27 protein-coding genes and 1 pseudogene are annotated in these 20071 nt (G+C 68.8%); 14 read left to right on the forward strand and 14 right to left on the reverse strand.

From position 1 onward, the window contains the following. Nucleotides 1-246 precede the first annotated feature (246 nt). Both ACLLJJ_RS41930 and ACLLJJ_RS41935 read right to left on the reverse strand, forming a co-directional pair. Nucleotides 247-531, reverse strand: a complete 285-nt coding sequence (locus ACLLJJ_RS41930; protein ID WP_434600075.1) for a transposase — start codon at nt 529-531, stop codon at nt 247-249. 834 nt (nt 532-1365) lie between these two features. Further along, on the reverse strand, nt 1366-1569 hold the full coding sequence (locus ACLLJJ_RS41935) for a hypothetical protein (protein WP_434600076.1): 204 nt from the start codon (nt 1567-1569) through the stop codon (nt 1366-1368). A 148-nt stretch (nt 1570-1717) separates the two neighbouring features. On the opposite strand from ACLLJJ_RS41935, the gene ACLLJJ_RS41940 reads away from it, so the two are divergent. From ACLLJJ_RS41940 to ACLLJJ_RS41955, 4 genes are all read left to right on the forward strand, one after another. Then, entirely contained in the window at nt 1718-3466 is a 1749-nt protein-coding gene (locus ACLLJJ_RS41940) for an IS1182 family transposase (RefSeq protein WP_434600077.1), read from the forward strand. Nucleotides 3467-3471: 5 nt separating this feature from the next. Then, nucleotides 3472-3930, forward strand: coding sequence for a diguanylate cyclase domain-containing protein (locus ACLLJJ_RS41945; protein ID WP_434600078.1), 459 nt, complete (start codon nt 3472-3474; stop codon nt 3928-3930). A 351-nt stretch (nt 3931-4281) separates the two neighbouring features. Beyond that, a complete protein-coding gene (locus ACLLJJ_RS41950) occupies nt 4282-5421 on the forward strand; it encodes a ParA family protein (RefSeq protein WP_434600079.1) in 1140 nt (379 codons plus the stop codon). Next, the gene (locus ACLLJJ_RS41955) at nt 5418-6437 is read left to right on the forward strand and encodes a ParB/RepB/Spo0J family partition protein (protein ID WP_434600080.1); all 1020 of its coding nucleotides are present in this window, start codon (nt 5418-5420) and stop codon (nt 6435-6437) included. The genes ACLLJJ_RS41950 and ACLLJJ_RS41955 overlap by 4 nt, the downstream gene beginning before the upstream one ends. A gap of 145 nt (nt 6438-6582) precedes the next feature. On the opposite strand, the gene ACLLJJ_RS41960 is transcribed toward ACLLJJ_RS41955, so the two are convergent. The 5 genes from ACLLJJ_RS41960 to ACLLJJ_RS41980 all read right to left on the reverse strand — a co-directional run bounded on the left by ACLLJJ_RS41960 (nt 6583) and on the right by ACLLJJ_RS41980 (nt 8382). Further along, entirely contained in the window at nt 6583-6978 is a 396-nt protein-coding gene (locus tag ACLLJJ_RS41960; RefSeq protein WP_434600678.1) for a DUF6415 family natural product biosynthesis protein, read from the reverse strand. A gap of 44 nt (nt 6979-7022) precedes the next feature. Continuing rightward, complete coding sequence (locus tag ACLLJJ_RS41965) at nt 7023-7271, reverse strand: hypothetical protein (RefSeq protein ID WP_434600713.1); 249 nt, start codon at nt 7269-7271, stop codon at nt 7023-7025. Between the two features lie 25 nt (nt 7272-7296). Beyond that, nucleotides 7297-7407: a keywimysin-related RiPP gene (locus tag ACLLJJ_RS41970; RefSeq protein WP_356565628.1), complete on the reverse strand. Its 111-nt coding sequence runs from the start codon at nt 7405-7407 to the stop codon at nt 7297-7299. A gap of 256 nt (nt 7408-7663) precedes the next feature. Beyond that, nucleotides 7664-7903 (reverse strand): hypothetical protein, encoded by a 240-nt coding sequence (locus ACLLJJ_RS41975; protein ID WP_434600081.1) that lies wholly within the window; start codon nt 7901-7903, stop codon nt 7664-7666. After that, nucleotides 7900-8382, reverse strand: coding sequence for an IS5 family transposase (locus tag ACLLJJ_RS41980; RefSeq protein ID WP_434600082.1), 483 nt, complete (start codon nt 8380-8382; stop codon nt 7900-7902). Before ACLLJJ_RS41980 ends, ACLLJJ_RS41975 begins: the two co-directional genes overlap by 4 nt. A gap of 141 nt (nt 8383-8523) precedes the next feature. Between ACLLJJ_RS41980 and ACLLJJ_RS41985 the strand changes: the two genes are divergently transcribed. Further along, nucleotides 8524-8709 (forward strand): hypothetical protein, encoded by a 186-nt coding sequence (locus ACLLJJ_RS41985; RefSeq protein WP_434600083.1) that lies wholly within the window; start codon nt 8524-8526, stop codon nt 8707-8709. Between the two features lie 306 nt (nt 8710-9015). Here the strand turns inward: ACLLJJ_RS41985 and ACLLJJ_RS41990 are convergent, their stop codons facing one another. Next, on the reverse strand, nt 9016-9474 hold the full coding sequence (locus ACLLJJ_RS41990) for a hypothetical protein (protein ID WP_434600084.1): 459 nt from the start codon (nt 9472-9474) through the stop codon (nt 9016-9018). Between the two features lie 416 nt (nt 9475-9890). On the opposite strand from ACLLJJ_RS41990, the gene ACLLJJ_RS41995 reads away from it, so the two are divergent. Further along, the gene (locus tag ACLLJJ_RS41995; protein WP_434600085.1) at nt 9891-10292 is read left to right on the forward strand and encodes a hypothetical protein; all 402 of its coding nucleotides are present in this window, start codon (nt 9891-9893) and stop codon (nt 10290-10292) included. 72 nt (nt 10293-10364) lie between these two features. On the opposite strand, the gene ACLLJJ_RS42000 is transcribed toward ACLLJJ_RS41995, so the two are convergent. After that, nucleotides 10365-10505 (reverse strand): hypothetical protein, encoded by a 141-nt coding sequence (locus ACLLJJ_RS42000; protein WP_434600086.1) that lies wholly within the window; start codon nt 10503-10505, stop codon nt 10365-10367. A gap of 378 nt (nt 10506-10883) precedes the next feature. On the opposite strand from ACLLJJ_RS42000, the pseudogene ACLLJJ_RS42005 reads away from it, so the two are divergent. After that, nucleotides 10884-11195, forward strand: a pseudogene (locus ACLLJJ_RS42005) (relaxase domain-containing protein); the annotation flags it as partial. A gap of 31 nt (nt 11196-11226) precedes the next feature. On the opposite strand, the gene ACLLJJ_RS42010 reads toward ACLLJJ_RS42005, so the two are convergent. Further along, a complete protein-coding gene (locus ACLLJJ_RS42010; RefSeq protein ID WP_434600714.1) occupies nt 11227-11640 on the reverse strand; it encodes a helix-turn-helix transcriptional regulator in 414 nt (137 codons plus the stop codon). On the opposite strand from ACLLJJ_RS42010, the gene ACLLJJ_RS42015 reads away from it, so the two are divergent. Both ACLLJJ_RS42015 and ACLLJJ_RS42020 read left to right on the forward strand, forming a co-directional pair. Beyond that, on the forward strand, nt 11633-11812 hold the full coding sequence (locus ACLLJJ_RS42015) for a hypothetical protein (RefSeq protein ID WP_434600087.1): 180 nt from the start codon (nt 11633-11635) through the stop codon (nt 11810-11812). The two genes, ACLLJJ_RS42010 and ACLLJJ_RS42015, sit on opposite strands and share 8 nt — an antisense overlap. A gap of 203 nt (nt 11813-12015) precedes the next feature. Beyond that, nucleotides 12016-12225, forward strand: coding sequence for a hypothetical protein (locus ACLLJJ_RS42020; protein ID WP_434600088.1), 210 nt, complete (start codon nt 12016-12018; stop codon nt 12223-12225). Nucleotides 12226-12327: 102 nt separating this feature from the next. On the opposite strand, the gene ACLLJJ_RS42025 is transcribed toward ACLLJJ_RS42020, so the two are convergent. Beyond that, nucleotides 12328-12888 (reverse strand): transposase family protein, encoded by a 561-nt coding sequence (locus ACLLJJ_RS42025; RefSeq protein WP_434600089.1) that lies wholly within the window; start codon nt 12886-12888, stop codon nt 12328-12330. A 267-nt stretch (nt 12889-13155) separates the two neighbouring features. On the opposite strand from ACLLJJ_RS42025, the gene ACLLJJ_RS42030 reads away from it, so the two are divergent. Beyond that, entirely contained in the window at nt 13156-13548 is a 393-nt protein-coding gene (locus ACLLJJ_RS42030; RefSeq protein ID WP_434600090.1) for a helix-turn-helix domain-containing protein, read from the forward strand. A 60-nt stretch (nt 13549-13608) separates the two neighbouring features. Next, nucleotides 13609-14256 (forward strand): Tn3 family transposase, encoded by a 648-nt coding sequence (locus tag ACLLJJ_RS42035; protein WP_434600091.1) that lies wholly within the window; start codon nt 13609-13611, stop codon nt 14254-14256. Nucleotides 14257-14385: 129 nt separating this feature from the next. Here the strand turns inward: ACLLJJ_RS42035 and ACLLJJ_RS42040 are convergent, their stop codons facing one another. From ACLLJJ_RS42040 to ACLLJJ_RS42050, 3 genes are all read right to left on the reverse strand, one after another. Beyond that, entirely contained in the window at nt 14386-15600 is a 1215-nt protein-coding gene (locus ACLLJJ_RS42040) for an IS110 family transposase (RefSeq protein WP_434600093.1), read from the reverse strand. Between the two features lie 310 nt (nt 15601-15910). Continuing rightward, on the reverse strand, nt 15911-16243 hold the full coding sequence (locus ACLLJJ_RS42045) for a PCC domain-containing protein (RefSeq protein WP_434600095.1): 333 nt from the start codon (nt 16241-16243) through the stop codon (nt 15911-15913). Between the two features lie 25 nt (nt 16244-16268). Next, complete coding sequence (locus ACLLJJ_RS42050; RefSeq protein WP_434600097.1) at nt 16269-17000, reverse strand: helix-turn-helix transcriptional regulator; 732 nt, start codon at nt 16998-17000, stop codon at nt 16269-16271. An 86-nt stretch (nt 17001-17086) separates the two neighbouring features. Here ACLLJJ_RS42050 and ACLLJJ_RS42055 point away from each other — a divergent pair, with 86 nt between their 5' ends. The 3 genes from ACLLJJ_RS42055 (at nt 17087) to istB (ending at nt 20022) form a co-directional block, all read left to right on the forward strand. Beyond that, nucleotides 17087-17317, forward strand: coding sequence for a hypothetical protein (locus tag ACLLJJ_RS42055; protein ID WP_434600098.1), 231 nt, complete (start codon nt 17087-17089; stop codon nt 17315-17317). A 257-nt stretch (nt 17318-17574) separates the two neighbouring features. After that, nucleotides 17575-19116: an IS21 family transposase gene (istA, locus tag ACLLJJ_RS42060; RefSeq protein WP_283472000.1), complete on the forward strand. Its 1542-nt coding sequence runs from the start codon at nt 17575-17577 to the stop codon at nt 19114-19116. A gap of 75 nt (nt 19117-19191) precedes the next feature. Beyond that, nucleotides 19192-20022, forward strand: a complete 831-nt coding sequence (gene istB / locus ACLLJJ_RS42065) for an IS21-like element helper ATPase IstB (RefSeq protein ID WP_267719259.1) — start codon at nt 19192-19194, stop codon at nt 20020-20022. Nucleotides 20023-20071: the final 49 nt, after the last annotated feature.

Below are 20071 nucleotides of genomic sequence, written 5' to 3' on the forward strand. Positions count from 1 at the left end.
TCTAGACACCAACCATGATCACGAAGCCCTGCGGGCTCTTCACATCGGGGGCGCCACACCCGACTAAACGTCACGCTGCGTAGCCATCGCGGCCGTTGGCACTCACCGCACCCCCACCAAGCTCGAAGACCCGTCATTCGTAGTAGCCGGACTTGGACACGTCGAGGCGTTCACACATGAACTCAACGGGGAACGCGTACTCCGCAGTGTCGAGTCGCATCGTTTCGATGAACTCGTACTTGCTCCCTACCGGGGATCCTTCGCGAAGTACGCAGCGCATTTTTTCAGGAAGGCGTTCTCCATCTCCAACTCGCGGATACGCCGGTCCTGTTCCTTGAGCCTGGCACGCTCATCGACGGGCAGCGGCCCGGTCTGTTTCCCATGCTCGCGCTCATACCGGCGAACCCAGGTACGCAGCGTCTCGGAATTCACATCAAGTTCCCGAGCCGTCTGGGAAATCGGCCTGTTTGACTGGAGCGCCAACTGGACCGCTTCTCGGCGAAACTCCGGGGTGTACGGAACGCGTGCCACTTCGTGCTTCCTCATTTCCTGGACAGGGCAACCCTATTGGGTCACTGTCCGGAAACTTCGGGGCCCCTGAGTTGGACCACCGCATGGTTGGTGACGCGGGACTTGGACCGGCGGCGAACCGCTGTCCTGCGCGGCCTTGGATATCGGCACTGCAAAAAATGTGCAGAGCCAGCCCCGAGGTCGGAGGTCGGGTTGGAGCCGGCGCTCTCGACGCTGGACGCACTGGACGCGCTGGCCACGAAGGTCCGGGTCGTGACTTCGGACGGCGAAGGAGCTCGATCGGTCGCAGGCCGTGATCGGCTCCTCCCACGTCAGGGCCGCTCGGGGGCCCCAAGCTGCCCCAGACCGGTCGGCCGCGCGTCTGGGCAGCAAGCGCCACGTCCTCGTCGACGGGCGGAGCATCCCGCTCGCGGTGTCCCTGACCTGCGGAATCTGCCGGTGACGTTACCCAGGTGATGCTCTTGCCGCGAAGAATCCCGTCGGTAACCGACGGGACGACCACGCCGGTGGCCTGATGCCCTGCTCGGCGACCGCGACCGCGATCACGACCGCGGCTACGACCACGACCACGACCACGACCACGACCGCCGTCCGGTTCGGGGCCTGGGTGTCAAACCGATGATCGCCCGCCGCAGGTTCCCCGCGGGGCTCCGGCCTGTGCGGTCACCGCTGGGTTGTCGAGTGCACGATCGCCTGGTTGCACAGCTATCGTTCGTCTCCGCGTCTGCTGGGAACGACACGACGACACCATGAAGCCTTTCTCGCCCTCGTCATCTGCCCTCTCACCAACCGACACGTCCGACGCCTCTTTCGGACCTCCAAGAGGAGCGCGGTTCACCAGGGGCTGATGGCGGCGCCGTCGACGAAGGTGCCGCTGGGGCCCTGGCGGGTGGTCAGTGCTGCCTCGACGATGGGTGCGGCGCCCTGCTCGACGGTCTGGGACCCCTGGAAGCGGTTGAGGTCGGTGGCGGTGGGGCCGGGGTCGACGACGTTGATGCGGAGGTTGGGGTAGGCGCGGGCGTACTGGACGGTCAGCATGGACACCGCCGCCTTAGCCTTGATCCACTGACGTGGTTTTGGAAGTGATGTTGACTCTGCTGCCCAATTCACTGCGGGGGTGAGGGCGGGTCCGCGATGATCGTTCCTGAGGTCGCTTCTCCGTCGTGCGGCCGTGGAGGCGGTACGGATGTCGATGCGGCCGGTGGGACTCCCGGGGATCCCGGAGCAGACCGTGGTGGTGGCGCGGGCGGCGTTCCCGAAGGGGAGTCTGGCGATACGGGTGCGGGACCAGTTGGCGGAGGTCTTCGCCGATGAGCCGTTCGTCGAGGCGTTCGGGGTGCGCGGGGCGCCGGGCCTGTCGCCTGGGGTGTTGTCGCTGGTGACGGTGTTGCAGTTCGCCGAGGACCTCACCGATCGGCAGGCCGCGGCGATGGCGGTGCGGGCCATCGACTGGAAGTACGCGCTCGGGGCGGAGCTCACCGACACCGGCTTCGATGCCAGTGTGCTCAGCAAGTTCAGGGCCCGGCTCGCGGACAACGGCATGGAGCGGGTGGTCTTCGACCGGCTCCTTGAGCACTGCAAGGACGCCGGTCTGGTGGCGGCCGGGGGCAAGCAGCGCACCGACTCCACCCATGTGATCAGCGCGGTGCGGGACTTGAACCGCCTGGAGCTGGCCGGCGAGAGCGTGCGCGCTGCCCTGGAGGCCCTCGCGGTCGCGGCCCCCCTCTGGCTGGCCGGGCAGATCGACGTGACGGAGTTCGCCGAGCGGTACGGGCCGCGGGTCGACGGCTGGCGCATGCCGCCCTCGCAAACGAAACGCGACCGCCTCGCCCAGGTCTTCGGCCAGGACGCCCTCGCCCTGTGCCGGGCCGCCTGGGCCGATGACGCCCCGGTATGGATCCGTCAGATCGAGGCCGTGCACCTGCTGCGGCAGGTCCTCGTTCAGACCTACATCATCCGCAGCGACAGCCGGGGACGGCAGGTGATCAAGAAGCGGGACGCCGACGACGGCGTCCCGCCCGGTCAACTCCGCCTGGCCTCCCCCTACGACGCGGACGCACGCTGGGCAGCCAAGGGCGATGACCTGTTCTGGATGGGCTACAAGATCCACCTCACGGAAACCTGCTCCACTCTCCCCGACGCCGACGCCGACGCCGACGCCGACGCCGACGCCGACGCCGTAGCTGGGGCGGAGGCAGCGGCTGGGGTGATGCCGAATCTGATCACCGATGTGCACACCACCGACGCGACCGTGCCCGATGTGAAGGCGACTGCCCCGATCCAGCGCAAGCTCGCCGCGCACGGGGTGAAGCCGACCGAGCACTACCTCGACTCCGGCTACCCCTCCGCGGACCTGATCACCAAGGCCCTGGGCCAGGGTATCCGCATGGTCACTCCGGTCCTCCTGGACCGCTCCGCGCAGGCCAAGGCCGCCGAGGGCTTCGACAAGAACGCCTTCACCATCAACTGGAAGACCCGTCAGGTCCGCTGCCCCGCCGGCAAGACCAGCTCCCACTGGAACCCGGTGAAACAGCATGGCACCGACGCCATCGTGATCACCTTCAGCGTCCTGACCTGCCGGGAATGCCCCTTCCAGAAGCAGTGCACCACCTCGCAGACCGGGCGCCGCATGCTCACCCTGCGGCCCGAGGAACTCCACGAGAACCTCGCCAGAGCCCGCGCCGAGCAGAAGACCGACACCTGGAAGAACAAATACGCCCTCCGGGCCGGCGTCGAGGGCACCATCAATCAAGCCCTCGACGTCACAGGCATCCGCCGGGCCCGCTACCGCGGCCTCCCGAAAGTCCGCCTCCAACACGCCTTCTCCGCCACCGCGCTCAACGTGATCCGACTCGACGCCCACTGGACCACCGGCCCCCTCGACCGCACCCGCCACAGCCGACTCGAACGACTCAACTACCGACTCTCCGCCTGAACGAATTGGGCAGCAGAGTCGCCGACCACTTCAAAGCCCTCAACGACACCTTCGGACACGCCGCCGGCGACGCCGCCCTCGCGGCGATCGGCACACGGCTCACCGAATGGGTTGGCAAGCGCGGCGCGGTCGGCAGGCTCGGAGGAGACGAGTTCGCCGCCCTGACCCGCATCCGGCCGCGTCGTCTTGCTCTGCGCCTGCGCCACCTGAGGCAGCTGCTCGCTGAACCCGTCACGTTCGACGGCGAGGAACTGCCCGTCGCGGTGTCCGCCGGCGCCGCCACCCCGGACGCTGTCGGCGCGGCAGACCTGCCGGTCCTTCTGCGCGCAGCCGGCGCTGCCATGTACGAGGGAAAACACAAGGGCGTCATTGTTCAGGCCCGCCCCCACCACGCTCACACACGCAGCGTCAATGGCCGCCGCGAAGGCCGGCCCGGCACCGCACATGTGAACACCGCAACATGAGCCCCGCACGCGACCGAGGTGCGGTTCGTCTCCGACGCCCAGCCCCGACGTACCAAGCGCGAGCACTCCTGATCACGGCAATGCCCCGGGGCGGGCTGTTCCGTCACCAGCACGATTGCCAGCCAGCCGCCCCGGAGCACCCCAAACCTTCCACGAACAAGGACACCCCCACCATGCGCTCCCCACTTCCCCCGGATCTCCTCATCGGCCCCGAGCGCCGACGACTCTGACGAAGAATGGATTTAGTGGGGTGCTAACGCCGTTAGCACCCCACAACAGCTAACGCGGTGTTCGTGCAAAGGCGCGCGTTGCGCGCGGCCAAGGCTGCCCCTGCGGCAGTATGCTGCCGTCATGTCATCTCCGAAACCTGGAGGTGAGCGCGAGAAGCTCGTCTCCAAGCTGCCCGCACACCTCCGACAGGCCCTCAAAGTCCGGGCAGCGCAGCTCAATACAGATCTCCAGGACGCCGTCTCTGTCGGCATCCAGGCGTGGCAGGCTCACCCGGCACCGCTGCCCCAGATCGAGACCGCCGGCGCGGAGTCCTTCGGCACGTGGCTCCCCGAAGGGCTCTACGACTCATTCAAGAGCGACTCCCGCGACCGCGGCATCTCCTATATCCAAGGCCTCGCGCAAGCCGTCGCCTTGTGGCTGGAGCAGAACCCCGCCGACGAGACCCAGACGGTACGGCGCTTGGTGGTGTGCAACCAGAAGGGCGGCGTCGGGAAGACCGCAGTGTCTGCCGGCATTGCCCAGGCGTTCGCAGAGATGGGCAGCCGGACCCTGTTGGTTGACTACGACCCCCAGGGCCACCTTTCCCACCAGCTCGGCCTCAAGGCCATCCCCGCCGGGCAGGAAAGCCTGGTCACGCACATGCTCCACCGGGACGACACCCAGCAGCCCCTGATCGACCTCACCGTCGTTATAGAGGGACAACGCTTCGGCGACCGGCTGCGTGTGCTGCCCGCTGCCTTCGACGCGTTCCTCCTTGACTCCGGCCTCACCATCTTCCGCGGCCCCCGACACGCAGCCCTTGAAAGGGCGCTCGTCACCGTCGAAGAGCACTTCGACGTCATCGTCGTCGACTCCCCACCCAGCCTCGGCCTGGCCATGGACGCCGGGCTCGTCTACGGCCGCCAGCGCGACGGTGAGAAGCCCGGCTCCTCCGGCCTGGTCATCCCCGTCGAAGCCGAAGACACCTCCGCTCAGGCCTACGGCATGCTCATCGATCAGGTCAGCTCCCTCGTCCGCGACTACGACATTGACGTCGAACAACTCGGCCTGGTCGTGAACAAGTACGACTCACGCCGCGGATTCATCGCCACTTCTTCCCTCGACAAGTGGAAAGCGCTCGGCAGCCCGCCGGTACTGTCCGTCATCCCTGACGTCAAGGAACAGCGCGAAGCTGTCCGCGTGCAGCGGCCACTGCTGGACTACGCACCTGAGTGCGACCAAGCCCACGGCATGCGGCAGATTGTGCGGGGGCTGGCATGAGCAAGGCTGACTCCCTCGGAAAATCTGCCACCTTCGACGCCGTTGCTCACCCCCTCAGCAGCCGCGCCGCGTCCTTCGCCCGGTACGCCGGACAGAGCGACGACCCCACGCCTGCAGCCGGCAGCGACAATCCGGCAACGTCACCACGCCTGTCCCTCACCCGCATCGCTCACAACCCGTTCAACCCCAGGGAAGAACTCAAAGCGGTAGAGGAGATGGCTGACAGCCTCACCGCACGAGGCGTCATCCAGCCCCTCACCGTCGTCACCCGCGCCGCCTTCCTCGGCGCGCACCCCGGCCACGAGGCGGCCCTCGAATCTGCCGAGTTCGTTGTCGTCGACGGCAACCGGCGTCTCGCCGGTGCCACCATGGCCGGCCTGGACGATGTCCCTGTCCACATCGACGACTCCCTTGCCGAAGACGCCGACACCCTGCTGGAGTCCGCCCTCACCGCGGCTGTCCAGCACGAGAACCTCGACCCCCTGGATGAGGCCAAGGCTCTGCAACGCCTCGTAGAGGTCCACGGCTCGCAGCGCGCCGTAGCCCGCGCCCTCGGAAAATCCAGCCCCTGGGTCACCCAACGGATCGCTCTGCTCAAGCTCACCCCCGAACTACAGCAAGCCGTCGAGGCCAAGAGCCTCCCCGTCGAAGTCGCCCGCAACGTCGGTCAGCTTCCGGCCCAGCAGCAGCACCACGCCGCTGAAGAAGCGATGGCATCCCGTGCGCAACGCAAGCTGCGGCGCCAGAAGGATCGGGGTGCTAACGCCGTTAGCACCCCCCCTGCCACAGAGCATCCCGATGCAGAGGCGCTGACTCCCCCGGACATGCTCCAAGAGGCAAGTCAGGCCGACGCCCCGGCCAACCAGGAATTGCTGGCGCCCCGCCAGGCCGTCGTCAAGATGCCCTGGCGGGACGGAGCCAAGGTGGCTGACATCGTGATCGAAAAAATGGGGGAGAAGCAGAGGGAAATCCTCCTACAGCGGCTGATCGCTGCCCGCAATACCGTCAGCCAGTAGTGCACGCTCGGCGACGGCGACGGCGGCCTCGGCGGCCTCGGCGGCGGCGGCCTCAGCAGCATCCTCCCCCTCCTCCTCGGCCTCGGCGGGTGACGGGCGGGCGTTCGAAGTCGCAGCCCGTCGCTGTGTGCGGTGCGCTGCCGGGTCAGGGGTGGGCGGCCGGGACGGCTTCCGTGAGGCGGTCCAGGCGCTCGTAGAGGGCGCGCACCATCCGGGCGCGGTTCTGGACGCAGTGCACGGTGCCTTCCAGCGTCGCGGACAGCCGGCCTTTCGCCTCGCGTAGAACGACGTCGGCGAGCGCCTTGGGCCCGCTGTTCTTCGGCAGCTGGTCGGCGCGGCGGCGGACGTCGGAGGCGACCGCGCGGGCGTGGCCGGTCAGCTGGAGGGCGATCTGCTCGTAGTCGCGGGTCGTGAGCGCGTCCGGGCCGGTCCACGCGAGGACGGCCTTGATGAGGCACTCGTACGGTTCGCGGTCGAGCGGGAGTTCCGCTTCGATCAGTCCGTCGGGGTCGTACAGGACCGTGTGTGTGCTGGTGTGCATGGCGGGCCTCGCTGCTGGGGCGGTCTCGCGCGGGTGGCCGGCGGTCACCGCGGGGTTTCCTCGCCGTCGCCGTTCCTGTCGTCCTGATCCTCGGTCCGCTGGGCGAGGAACCGGGCGAAGCCCCGGTCCGCGCGGGCGAGCAGGGCCAGGGACGGCCCGAGGCATGTGTGAGGATCCGGCTTCCGGGGGCGGGAGAAGGAGCGGGCCGCGGCGGCCGCGCGCTCACAGTCGGTGAAGACCGTGAAGCGCGCGTCGCCGGGGCCCGCCCCCGCACTCTCGTGCAGTTCAGTCATGACGTCGAGTCAGAACCGTCGGCCGTCAGTTCTTGCTCAGGATGAGCCGGTCGTTGCCGGAGCGCTGCAGGAGCCCGGTCTTCTTCCGGAACGTCCCCAGCTTGGCGAGCGTCGGCGCTTCGTAAGCCTTCTTCATGACGTCTCCCTCACGTACAGGTGTGCACGACCGCCTCCCGGGGCGGCTGTGAACCGGAGGCCGGTTCACAGCCGCCCCGCCAGGGCTCATCGGAAGCCCGGAACAAGGAAGCGGGTGCGCGCCCTAGCTACCCGCATCAGCGGGTGCCGTGGCAAGACCGCTAAAGAAAATCGGATCATACATAAAGCGCAAATGCAGTCGGACGGCTGCACGGCTGGTCATAGGGGGCGTCGATTAATTGATGGAGCGTGTCACGTCAGCCTGTCGTTGATGTTGTGTGCATGACGTAGGCGGCGAGTTCGCTGGGGTCGACGAGCCGGACGGGCAGTGGGTCTGCGTGGTGGCCGTGTTGCTGCAGCACCGGGGTGAACTGCGGGCTGTCGCCGGCCTGTCCGGGCGTGAGGACGAACGCCAGTGGGCGGCACCGCCGGTCGGCCGCCACGTGGATCTTGCTGGTCAGTCCGCCCCGGGAACGTCCCAGTTCAGCGGCTTTCAAGCGGGCCCGGTGTCGTCGCAGGACCCGTCGCCGCTCGACGCGGGCATCGTCCTCGACCTGTCCGTCCTGCGGCTGTTGTCCCTTCGTGCCGCCCCCTTTTCGGGCTCGACGGCAGCCTCCAGGGCCGCCAACTGCTCCGGGTCCAGGGCCATCCCGGCAGCGTGGTGGTGGGCCCGGGCAGTCGCCGAGTCCACGCTGACCAAGCCCATATCGGTCTGGCCACGGGCGGCGGCCTCGGCGATCATCGCCTCCATCAGGTGCTGGAAGACGCCCTGCCTCGCCCAGATCCGGAAGCGATCGTACGCACTCTGCCAGGGCCCGAACTCGGTCGGCAGGTCGCGCCAGGGGCTGCCGGTGCGAAATCGCCACATCACCGCGTTGAAGTGTTTCCGCAGATCGGGGATAGGCCCGACCGCAGCGATCGGGAGATGGGGTTCGATCAGAGTCCACTGCTCGTCGGTGAGATCGCCTCGCGCCATGACTGATGGCCTATCAAGACCGGGCCTCCGTGCGCAGGCGATCTACCGAACTCATGATTTGGACTCCAGACAGGACCTAGATCAGCACGGCGAGATGCTGACGGAGATCCTCACCATCCTCCGCGGCACGAACCCCGCCCGGTGACCGACGCCACTGGCCTTGCCGCCGTCATCGAGGGCCAGGCCGCGCTGCGCCGTGAGGTCCGTGACGGGTTCACCGCGGTGAACACCCGCCTGGACGCCCTCACCGACGAGGTGCGTACCGGCAGCGCCCGCATCATCGAGCTGCTGTCCGGTCTGGTCGGCAAGGACACCAGCACGGACTGAACCGGACGCGGGCAGCAGGGCGTCAGTCAGGGATGGCAGGCTCGATCAGCAACGGAGCTCCGGCATAGGTGAGTTGGTGTGAGAACCCTCGTCCGGCCGGAGCTCCGCCCTGCTCAGCACGCCGGCACGCGGCTCATCACCAACCCCGCACCCCTCAGGCGATCTTGAAAGGGCCGCGCCCGGTTCCGGGGAGCTCGAACGACCTGTCACCCGAGGCCGAGTGGGGTGGGGCCGATGGCGTCGTTAAGGCCAGTGGGGTGGTTGGGGCTCCGGGCGCTGTTGGTCCCTTTCGGGCCGGTGGCTGTGTTACGGGGTGGTGGGGGTGGCTTTGTTGATGCAGGTGATGAGTTTGGTGAATGCTGTTCGTACGTTGCTGCCGGCGGTGGTGGGGTCGACGGTGCCGGGGGCGCCGTTGGCGCTGTTGGCGCCACCGCCACCGCCACCGCTGAGGCCTCCTCCTCCGAGGATGTTGATGTCGGTGGGGGCCTGAATGGGGACGGCGAGGTTGAGGTTGCTGAGGACGAGCTGGAGGAGGCCGGCGAGGCCGAGGAGGCCGCCTGCTGCCGAGGCGGGGGGGACGACGGGGATGGGTCCGTGGGTCCCGGCGGGGCTGCTGGTGCCGGCGATGGTGGCGTAGGCCTGGGCTTCTGCGGGGCAGGGGCTGGGCGGGGTCGGGGGTGCGGCCTGGGCTGCGGTGGCGGGGATGGCGAGTGCGAGTGCGAGGAGTGCTGTTGCGGTGGCGCGGGCTGTGGTGCGTGTTTTCATGATCGGCTCCTGTGGGGCGTTTCTGCGGCCGGGTGTCGGTCGCGTATCAGGTGTATCCCGATCTGTAGCTGTTTGATATTCAATGCGGCCATATGGGCTTTTTGGCGACCTGGAGGGGTTCCCGGTGGTCTGACTGTCATGATCATCGGCTAGGTCGTCGCTGGCGAAAGACTCGGTACAGGCACCCCCGTACCTGACCAGCTGATCAGCACCTCCCACACACCGGGGGAACCTCAATGGCGCGCTGGAAGTGGTCCGATGCGGGAACCAGCCTGCTGACTGCACGAGGATCGACCCGTCATCGGTGAGGTCACCCTTTGGGGTGACACCACCGGATACGGGCACCATGCGTGACTGAACGTGACAACTTCAATACGTTGCACAGCCAGTCAATACAAGATGATCAAAGGGGTCTCATGATGTACACGCGTCAGGAGAAGTTTCAGCTGACAACAACCGTACGGCGACGGCTGGCGGCGACCGCGGCTGGCCTCGCCACAATCCTCGCCGTGGGGCTGGTGACCGCAGCACCGGCGAGCGCTGCGGTGAAGTCCACGTGCGGCACCCATATCTGCGTGGCAACCGCCTACCAGGGCACCCGCTATGTCCAGGACATCACTGTCTGGACCAGGGACGGACTGCCGGGGACGTTGCGGGCCTTCGCGGGCAGCTGGGCACAGCAGAAGCTCAACGACGACCACCACCGGTTCGTCGTCAACCGCGAGCTCGGGGAGCCTGGATCTGGACGGCTGGCCGTCTGTGGGGGCTTGAACCGCAGCGGCAGGGTCATCGAGAACCACTGCGTACTGATCCCTTGATCCGACAGTCCCGGTCGTGAGCGGGGACCGGAACGACGGGCCGCTCACCACGTCATGGGCCGGCCGGAACTCTCAGTGCCGTCGGGCGATGCGGTCCAGGTCGGCGTCCAGGACGGCGAGATCAGGATGGTCGCGGAGCGGCTGCTCGCGGGCCCACTCGGCCAAGTCCGCTTTGTGGGCGGCCCGGACGTCGTCGAAGCCGGCCCCGGTCACGACGGCGAGAGAGACGATGTCTTCGTCGGTGAGGCCGTTGAACCGGTTGGCCGGGGCCCAGCTGATGGAGATGTCGTCGGGGTAGTCGACGTCGGCTGCGCAGAGGCGTTCGTAGAGCCCGCGGCGGAACAGCGTGTCCTGGCCCCGCCAAGCGATGGGCTGCTACGTGTTCGTAGTGGCCCTGTCGTGTGTCGGTTCGCTGGGCGGTGTCCTGCGCACCGGAGCTCTGCCGGTCGGGGCCTGGGTGGGAAGTTCGCGTGCCGGCCGCCCGTTGTACGGGACGGCCACGCATCTTGTCGACGTTTCCCTCCCACCCTGCGGGAGCACGCGCAACAGGACCTTGACCAGCGCTTTTGACGTGCTGAGCTGGGTTGCATGATGACGTTCAAGCAAGTCAGCAAGGGCTCCGCGTACCGGTACTACCTGCGCCAGGTCGCGGTCGGCGACGGCCGCCGGCCCCGGGGCAAGAACCTGGACCAGGCGCAGGAAGAAGCAGGCGTCCTGCCCGGCGTGTGGATGGGCCGGGCTCTGCCCGCAGTCGGCATCACCGTGGGCACCCGGGTGACGGAACGTCTCGCCGCCGGAGACACGCCCGCGCAAGCCGAGCGCGCAACCCGCCTCGGCTACGCGGTCCAGAAGTGGTCCGGAGGCGATCTCGTCTTCCGCGCACCGGGCAGCGTCCAGATCCTGTGGGCCCTGGGCAGCCCCATGGTCAGGAAGGTCATCGAGTCCGCGCACACCCGGGCATCAGCGCCGCGATCGCCCGTTGCAAATCCGCGATGTGCTCGCCCCGCTCCGTCAGCCGGCATTTCAGATGCGTCACCTCCGCATCCGCCAGTTCCCGGCCGTGCCGCGCGCGCTCCAGCTCGGCACGCAGCGCGGCGACGTCCTCGACCTGGCCGTGCTCCTGGTCGCGCGCGACGTCCCCGGCCGCCGGGGCTGACGCCTCTGGCGGGGCTGGGGTGTTCAGCCGGAAACCGGCTGCCAACAGGTCGTCCACCGGGATCACCCATCCGCGCTGCGGATCCTGGAGTGCCCCCGGCAGGTCGCCGGCCTCACGGCGGCGGCGGATGGTCGTACGGCTGACGCCGCACGCGGCGGCCTCCCGTTGGGTCAGCGTCGGGCGCGTGGTCATGCCCACATCCTCCCCGCACCTCGCCGTGCTCTCGCTTCTCGTGGTGCTGATGATCGCCGGGGGACTCGGCTACCTGGCGTGGCAGCACCCGGGCGCTGCCACGCCGCTCACCCTGGCCGCCACCGCCGGCGTGGGCCTGGCTGGCCTCATGCTGGTGGTCCTGCGCCGATGACACCCAGCCTACGAATCGCAGGAAACCGCCCCTTGACCACCCCGGACGATCAAGGCCGAAACCCCTTGACCACCCCGGCACCCGCAGGTGCGCCGCCCCTCCCGTGGCCCGCCCGGTCCCGGTCTGTCTGGCGGCGTAGCGTGAGGGGTATCAGTCCTGGCAGTGGTTGACAGCGTTCAGCAGTTCACAGTCTGAGGGAAGCGATGACCGACGAGCCCGCCCGGTATCCGATCAGCCCGCCCCCCGTCTCTCGCATCGCCAAGTACCTCGGGGGGCCACGCGAGACCGAGACGTACATCGGCGTGAAGGGAGAGCGGTTCCCCGAAGTCGTCGTTGTCCCCGGAGGTCGCTACGAACTCGGCAAGGACGAACGGGGCCGCGCCCTGTACATCTTCCAGGCCACGCCACACTGACCGGCCGGCACGTGCCTGCACGGGGCCCGGTGGTCCGGGCTTACGACCTCGGGGGAAATTGAGGTCGGGGCGTGCTGGCCTGGCGGTTCGGCTGGTGGGTGATCAGCAGGTGGTGTCGCGGACGGGGACGAGTTCGGTGCTGGTCTGTCGGCGGGTGGCCCGCTGGGCGGATCGGTCGGAGACGAGACCGGCGATCGCGAGGTGGGTCTCGACGTAGGTGTCGAGCCGTCCGGTGAACCTGCGCAGGGGCGCCCACTGGCGGAGCTCGGCGTTGCTGTGCTCGACGCAGATCCGGGCCGAGGACTGACGGCGCCTGGCCTCCTGCCAGGCGTATTTGTCGCCATCGCACGCCTCGTCCGCGGGCTTCTTCGGCGGTGCGCTGACCTGGTCGGGGAACTCCTTGGCCAGCCCCTGGTACCCGGAGTCGACCCGGGCCTTGACTGTGGGACGGGTTCGGAACTGCTCGGCGATGCCCTCGGTTCGCAGGGCAGTCTGATCGTGCATTCGGCCCGGGCGGACCACGCCGGACAGCAGCATGCGGCCCTGGCCGTCGCTGAACGTGGTGGTCTTGATGGTGTTCTGCCTGCGCTTGCCGGAGACGAACGCCCGGCGGCCCGGGCGCCGTGCCTGAGGGCGGCGGACCTGGGTCTCGGCCCCGTCCATCCGCAGCTCGACGCCCTCGGCCTCGGCATAGGCGAAGACGTCCTCCAGGCGTTGTCAACTTGGGAAGCTGATGTTGATCTTCGCGGGAAAACGTCCGGCCGACCGTCCCACCCGAGCGTCAGATCTCTCGTCGGAGACCGTTCAGAGGGTCGGAAACCCGAGAATTTTCCCGTCGCGGGCATGACATTCTTCCCAAGTTGACAACGCCCCCGTGCGGCCTGTTCCCATCCTGCCCTGTCCGGTATCTCCCGCGCACATTTCGGCGAGTTGTTCGCCGAACTCGCGGGACCGTGGGAAGCTGCCCGCCAGTCCACGCTGCGTGCGGCACGCGGTGGCTCGCGCCGACGGGCGGAAGGGGCTGGGCGCAAACCGAAGCTGGTCTTCTTCGACCGGCTCCTGGTCACGCTGGTCCATCTGCGCCACCAGTTGCCGCACGCGGTCCTCGCCGAACTCTTCGACGTGGACCGCTCCACCGTCTCCGAGGCCATCCGTCAGGTCCGTCCGCTCCTCGCGGCCCGCGGGTTCGCCGTACCCGACCGGGCGGGGCTGCGGCTGAAAACCCTGGAGGACGGCGTTGTCAACTTGGGAAGAATGTCATGCCCGCGACGGGAAAATTCTCGGGTTTCCGACCCTCTGAACGGTCTCCGACGAGAGATCTGACGCTCGGGTGGGACGGTCGGCCGGACGTTTTCCCGCGAAGATCAACATCAGCTTCCCAAGTTGACAACGCCCTCGCCGCGCATCCGCGACCTGGGCAAGATCACCCTGTACCGGATGGGCGCGAAGGCCGAGTACGAGGAACGGTTCCCGACGGCGGGGCCGCTGCTGACGAAGAAGGCCAACCTCGACCTGGTGGCCGACCACTGGGACGACCTGCTGCGGCTCGCGGGGTCGCTGAAGTACGGACAGGCCACCGCCTCGCTGAAGGAGTACGGGGCCATCCGCAGGACGATCTACGCGGCGAAGTATCTGTCAGATCCGGTGTACCGGCGGAAGATCGCCCGGCAGCTGAACAAGGGCGAGTCGCTCCACTCGCTGCGCCGTCAGCTCCACTACGCCCGCGAGGGCAAGGTCACCCGGCGCCAGCCCGAGCAGCAGAACGAGCAGGCATGGTGCCTGACGGTGGTGACCAATGCGGTGGTCTGCTGGCACACCGAGTATCTGGGCCTGGCTGTCGGCGAACTGCGCGAAGCGGGCCGCGAGGTGGACGCCGAGGTCCTGGCGCACATCTCCCCGGCCCGCAGCTCCGCGGTCAACTACTACGGCTCCATCACCGTCGACTACGAGCGAGAACTCGCCCAGCTCGACGACAAGGGTCACCGGCCGCTGCGGACCGTGGCCACCGACGAGCCCGGCGCCGGCCTGTAACCGCAACCGGCCCCGGCGCCGACCCACGGGGGGGGGGGGGGGGGGGGGGGGGGGGGGGGGGGGGGGGTGCCCCTATGTCTTTCGTCAACCCTGGACTGTCCCCTTCGAGTCGGTTCGTCCGTGTCGGGTTCATGCGGCGAGTTCGACGTTCTTGGGCTCGCGGGGTTCGTAGAAGGTGCCGTTGCGGAGCATGGCGTGGATGACGTTGATGCGCTGGCGGGCGAGGCGGAGGAGTGCCTGGGTGTGGGTTTTGCCGGTGACGCGCTGCTTGTCGTAGTAGGTGCGGGAGGGCGCATCGTGGAGGGCGGCGAACGCGGAGAGGAACATGGCGCGCTTGAGCTGCCGGTTTCCGCGGTGGGGTGCGTGTTCGCCGCGGATGGAGCTGCCGGAGGATTTGGTGACGGGGGCGAGGCCGGCGTAGGAGGCGAGGTGCCCGGCGGTGGCGAAGGTGGAGCCGTCGCCGACGGTGATCAGCAGGGCGGCTCCGGTCCTGATGCCCACGCCAGGCAGCGACATCAGGAGCTTCGAAAGAGGGTGGGCCTCCAGCAGGGCGCTGATCTGCCCTTCCAGCGTGCGGCGCTGGTCGAGGACGGCGGTGAGCTGGGCGGCGAGGGAGGGCACGATGGTGGTGGCGGCCCGCGTGCCGGGCACGATCACGGTCTGCTCGTCCAGCGCGTTGAAGATCTCGTCGACCAGGCGCTCATACATGCGTGGCGCCAACGGTCTGAGCAGGGTGATGAGTTGGCGGCGTCCGGCCTTGCGGATCTGGGCCGGGGAGCCGAAGCGTTCCAGCAGGGCCCGGACGGCGGGGTGGTGGACGCGGGGGCCCAGGACGCGTTCCAGGGAGGGGTGGATCTGGGTGAGCAGGCCGCGCAGCCGGTTGGAGACGCGGGTGGCCTCACCTGCGAGGTCGTCGTCGAAGCCGACCAGCATGGCGAGCTCGGCGGTGGTCTCGTCGGTGAGCTCGATGGAGCGCAGGGTGTGGGGCATGGTGCGGGCGGTGTCGGCGATGATGAACGCGTCGCGGGCGTCGGTCTTGGCCTCGCCGGGGTAGAGGTCGGCGGCCCGGCGCATGGACAGGCCGGGCAGGTAGGCGACCTGGCAGCCGGTGTCGCGGGCGACCGCGACGGGCAGGGCGCCGATGTTGGCGATCTGGTCGACGATCACCAGGACGGTGCCGAACTTCGCTCTGAGCTTGCCGAACAGGGCTCGCAGTTTGGGCTCGCTGTTGGGCATGCGTTTGTCGTGCACGGTCTTCCCGGCCGGGGTCAGGCCGTGGGCGTGGTGTTCGCCCTTGCCGACGTCCATGCCGAGGAATACGCCTATGCCGCTTGTGTCGAACATCCGCGTCCCCTTGGGCGGGTGAGCATCCGTCCCGGCTATCCCTACGGCACCGCGCGCCGGCAACCACGTTATGCAGATCTGCCCCGAGCACGTCCGGCGTTGCGCCGGACACGGTGGCGATCAGGCCCCTCATCAGCGGTCAAGCGGTGCCCCAGGCCCGGTGACACCACCCCCCAGGCCATCCGTTCGGCAGGGGGAAGACAGTCATGCCGGACCCGGGGGCCAGGAGCCCCATTGCGGGGCCACGAAAAAGATAACGGGGGGAGGGCGGCGCCGGGGCCGGTTGCGGACACTCTAATGCGGTGGCCGGTCAGGTGGCGGGGATGACGTAGGCGCGGGCGAAGTGGGTGCCGATGTGGGCTTCGTGGAGGTGGCCGGCGATCGCGCGGTCGCCTTCGACGCCCATGACGACGTGGAGATGGACGAAGCCGTTGCGGATCTCGCCGGTGCCGGTCATCTCGCCGGGCAGGTCGTACTTGGTGATCGTGTCCTTGAGCGCGTCACCGGCGGGCATGGTGGAGACGGTGAAGGAGTCGGCGGCCCCGACCAGGGAGACGATCGCCGCGTCCGTGACGCCGGCCTCGGCGGCCTGGCGGTTCAGCTCGTCGACGAGCTCACCGGCGGGGACTTCAAAGACGATCATGCGGGACTCCGTCCGATCATGGGGCTCAGCTCCCGCAGCATGACCGAGGAGCACCAGCGTGCGCCAGAGTCCCGGGGGTTGAGGGCTTCCTTCGCGAAGCGGGCGGCGAGGAAGTCCGCGCGGCGGGCGTACGCGGTCGGCTGGGAGGCGATCCGGCCGGCGGTGTCCAGTCCACGGCGCAGACGCGGGAGGTGGCGGCCGTCATGTAGAGGTGGCGGACCTCCTCGTCGTGGGCCAGGACGCGGGCGACGTCGTCGGCCTGGCCCTGTCCGGGCAGCTTGGCGAGGATGCCCGCGGCGTTGACGCGCAGGATCGGTACGTCTCCGTCGAGCATCCACCGGCGCAGGTTCGCGGTGGACGCCTTGTCCGCGAGCGAGGCGGTGACGATGTCCGCGCCGTGCTTGGTCTGCACGTGGGCCAGCGGGCCCGGGTCGCGGCCGGCGATGCTGGCCGCCATCTCGGTGGCGAGCGCGCCGTGCGAGAGCGCCAAGGCGGACAGTCCCAGGAAGCCTCGTCGGTTCACGCGGTCGAGGGTAGCCTCCGCGGCCAGTTGTCCGTCAGGGACGCCCAGCACGCGGGACAGGTACCCGGTCCAGTGCCTGCCCGGGATGACCTTGCCCGTCTCCCAACGCTTGACCGCGTCCCGGCCCGGGGCACCGGTGGGGTCACCTGCACAGATGGCCAGCTCCTCGGCGAGCCGGGCCTGTGTCCACTGTCTGAGTAATCGCAGATCACGGATCAACTGTCCGATCGGCATGGGCACATGATGCCCCCCGAGATGCCCCTCCGTGGCGGTCTCGTCACGGTTCACCCTTGCGGGAGCCCGAACACGGAGGTTGCGCGATGAACACCGCACACCGGCCCGCTTCCCACCGCCGACTGCCCGGCTGGCTCGCCGAGGGCGCCGCCGCCGTCGACCAGAACGGCCACGGCCGCCGGGGCATCGTGCAGTTCATCGGCGAGTGGGAAGACCCCGCCACCCGGCGCGTCACCCCATGTGCGATCTTCCTGCGTCCCGAGGGCGGCGGCACGGAGTGGATCGTCGCCGACCACCGCACCCTCACCGAGGGCTGAACACCACCAGACTTCCCGCCCCGGCCAGGGGCGGGCAGGCGGGCCCGGCGGGCTGAGAGCGGACAGCGCAAGATCCTTGTAGGCGGACATTTTGGATCCCGCTTGGCGGACAGCTGATCTCCCTGTCGGTACGGCCGTTCGTGTGTTTTCGAACCCAGGTACCGAACTGGTGATCCCTCCGGGGGTTTGCTCGCTGGTGTGAGGACAACGAGCTGGACCGCGCCGGAGGGACCGTGAAGAAGTCTTGCAGGGAGATCATGGAAATCTACGAGGCCCTGGACGCCACCGGGTGTGCGCATTCGGCTGCCCAACTGGCCGGGGTCGACCCGAAGACCGTCCGCAGGTACGCACGGATGAGGGACACCGGTCAGCCATCTGACGCACCGGTGATGCGGCCGAAGCTGATCGACCCGTTCCTTCCCAAGATCGAGGAATGGGTGGAACGTTCGCAAGGCAAGGCCCGCGCGGACAAGCTCCACGAGCGCCTGGTGCTGCTGGGGTTCACCGGCGATGAACGCACCACGCGCCGGGCGGTGGCGGTCGCCAAGGGCCGCTGGGACGCAGGGCACCGCAGAACGTATCGCCCATGGATCACCGAGCCGGGGCTGTGGGTCCAATTCGACTGGGGATGGGGCCCGAAAGTCCCTGGTCCCGGCGGCGGTGCGCCCCGCGTGACACTGCTGTTCTGCGCATGGCTGGCCTGGTCCAGGTTCCGGGTGGTGATCCCGGTCTGGGACCGGACCCTGCCCACGCTGATCTCCTGCGTCGACTCGATGCTGCGGGCGATCGGCGGAGTGCCGACCTATGCGCTGACCGACAACGAGAAGACGGTGACCATCGACAGGGTCGCCGGTGTCGCGGTCCGCCACCCCCAAATCGTGGCCGCGGGACGGCACTACGGCCTTCAAGTACATACGTGTGTGCCGTTCGACCCCGAATCGAAGGGCGGCAGCGAGGCCACGGTCCGCGTCGCGAAGGCCGACCTGGTGCCCACCGACGCCAACCTGCGGCCCGCCTACGACTCGTTCGCCGAACTGCGCGGGGCCTGCGCGATCTTCTGCCAACAGGTCAACAACCGGGTCCACCGTGAGACCGGCCGGGCCCCTTCCACCATGCTCGACATCGAGCGCACCCGCCTGCACGCGCTGCCCGCCGGCCCGCACACCCTCGCACTGGGCGAGTCGAGGCAGGTGCTGCGGGACCAGACGGTGCGCTTCGGGTCGGTGCGCTACTCGACCCCGCCCGGACTGGTCGGCCAGGAAGCGTGGGTGCGCGTCGACGGCGACGAGCTCGTCGTGGTCTGCGACCTGTCCCAGCTCGCCCACCGCCCCGAGTGGATGCAGGGCCCGGCCGGCCTGGCCGAGGTCGCCCGGCACCAGATCGCCCTGCCCGGGCGTCCGGTCATCGACACCGCCCACTACCCCGACCACCCCCAGGAGATGGACGGGTCCCCGCGCCCGCCCAAGGTCAAGCCCGGCAACGACGCCGAGGAAGCCTTCCTGGCACTGGGCCCCGGGGCGAAGTCCTGGCTGATCGAGGCCGCCGCGGCCGGAACCACCCGGATCCGGGTCAAGATGGCGGGCGCCGTCGAGCTCGCCGCCCTGGTCGGCACCGCCGAAGTCGACCTCTCACTCGGACTGGCGGCCATCAACCGGCGCTTCGCCGAGGGCGACCTGATGTCCATCGTCCAGCACCGCAAAGAGGCCGCCCGCCCCGCCGACCTGGTCGTCGCCGACGAGGCACACTCCGCGCAGCCCGGCACCGGCGCCTGGTCCGACTTCGGCCGCCCCGCCACCTGATCCCCCGTTCCCGGGCCGCGAAGCGGCCCGGGAACGGACAGTCCCGAACCATCCAGCAAGGAAAGGCAGTTGCCCATGGCCACCACAGCCGTCATCGATCCGCCCGAGCTGATCCCCGCCCCGTCCCCGGTCCCGCCCGCGCCTCTCGCGCCGCCGATCCCGGCCGAGCTGGACGCGGTGCTGCGAAGGATGCGGTTCCCCTACCTCCGCGCGGCGGCCCCCGACGTACTGGCCACCGCCCGGGCCCAACGCTGGGACCCCGCCGAGGTCGTGCGGATCCTGCTGGAGGCCGAGGCCCACGGCCGCAACGAGGCCACCCGCCGCAACCACCACCGCCAGGCCGGCCTGCCCTCCGGCAAGACCTTCGAGTCCTGGAAGGAAGCCGACTCCTCGATCCCGCTGCCCACCCAGCACGCACTGATGACCCTGGAATGGATCGGCCGCGCGGAGAATTTGGCTGTCACCGGGCCGTCGGGGACGGGCAAGAGCCACCTGGCGGAGGCCCTGGCCCACAAGGCCATCGACGCCGGGATGCAGGTCGCCTGGTTCACCCTGGAATCGCTGACCACCCACCTGGGGCGGGCCACCGTCGACAACACCGTCACCAAGGCCATCGCGAAGATCACCCGGTGCGATTTGATCGTCGTCGACGACATCGGCATGCTCCCGTCCGGACAGGCCGCCGCCGAAGCGTTTTACCGTGTCATCGACGCCGCATACGAGCGCCGCTCGGTGATCGTGACCTCGAACCTGCACCCCTCGGGATTCGATTCGATCATGCCCAAAACCCTGGCGACCGCGGCCGTCGACCGGCTCCTGCACCACGCCCACATCATCCTCACCGAGGGCTCCTCGCTTCGGCTCACCCAAGCCACCACAGGCCAGGGTGTCACCCCGTTGGCCTGAGCCCGACCGAGGGACAAATAGTCATACCGGACAGGGAGATCAGCTGTCC

The sequence above is a fragment of the Streptomyces sp. A5-4 genome (assembly GCF_051131715.1).
Taxonomy (GTDB): domain Bacteria; phylum Actinomycetota; class Actinomycetes; order Streptomycetales; family Streptomycetaceae; genus Streptomyces.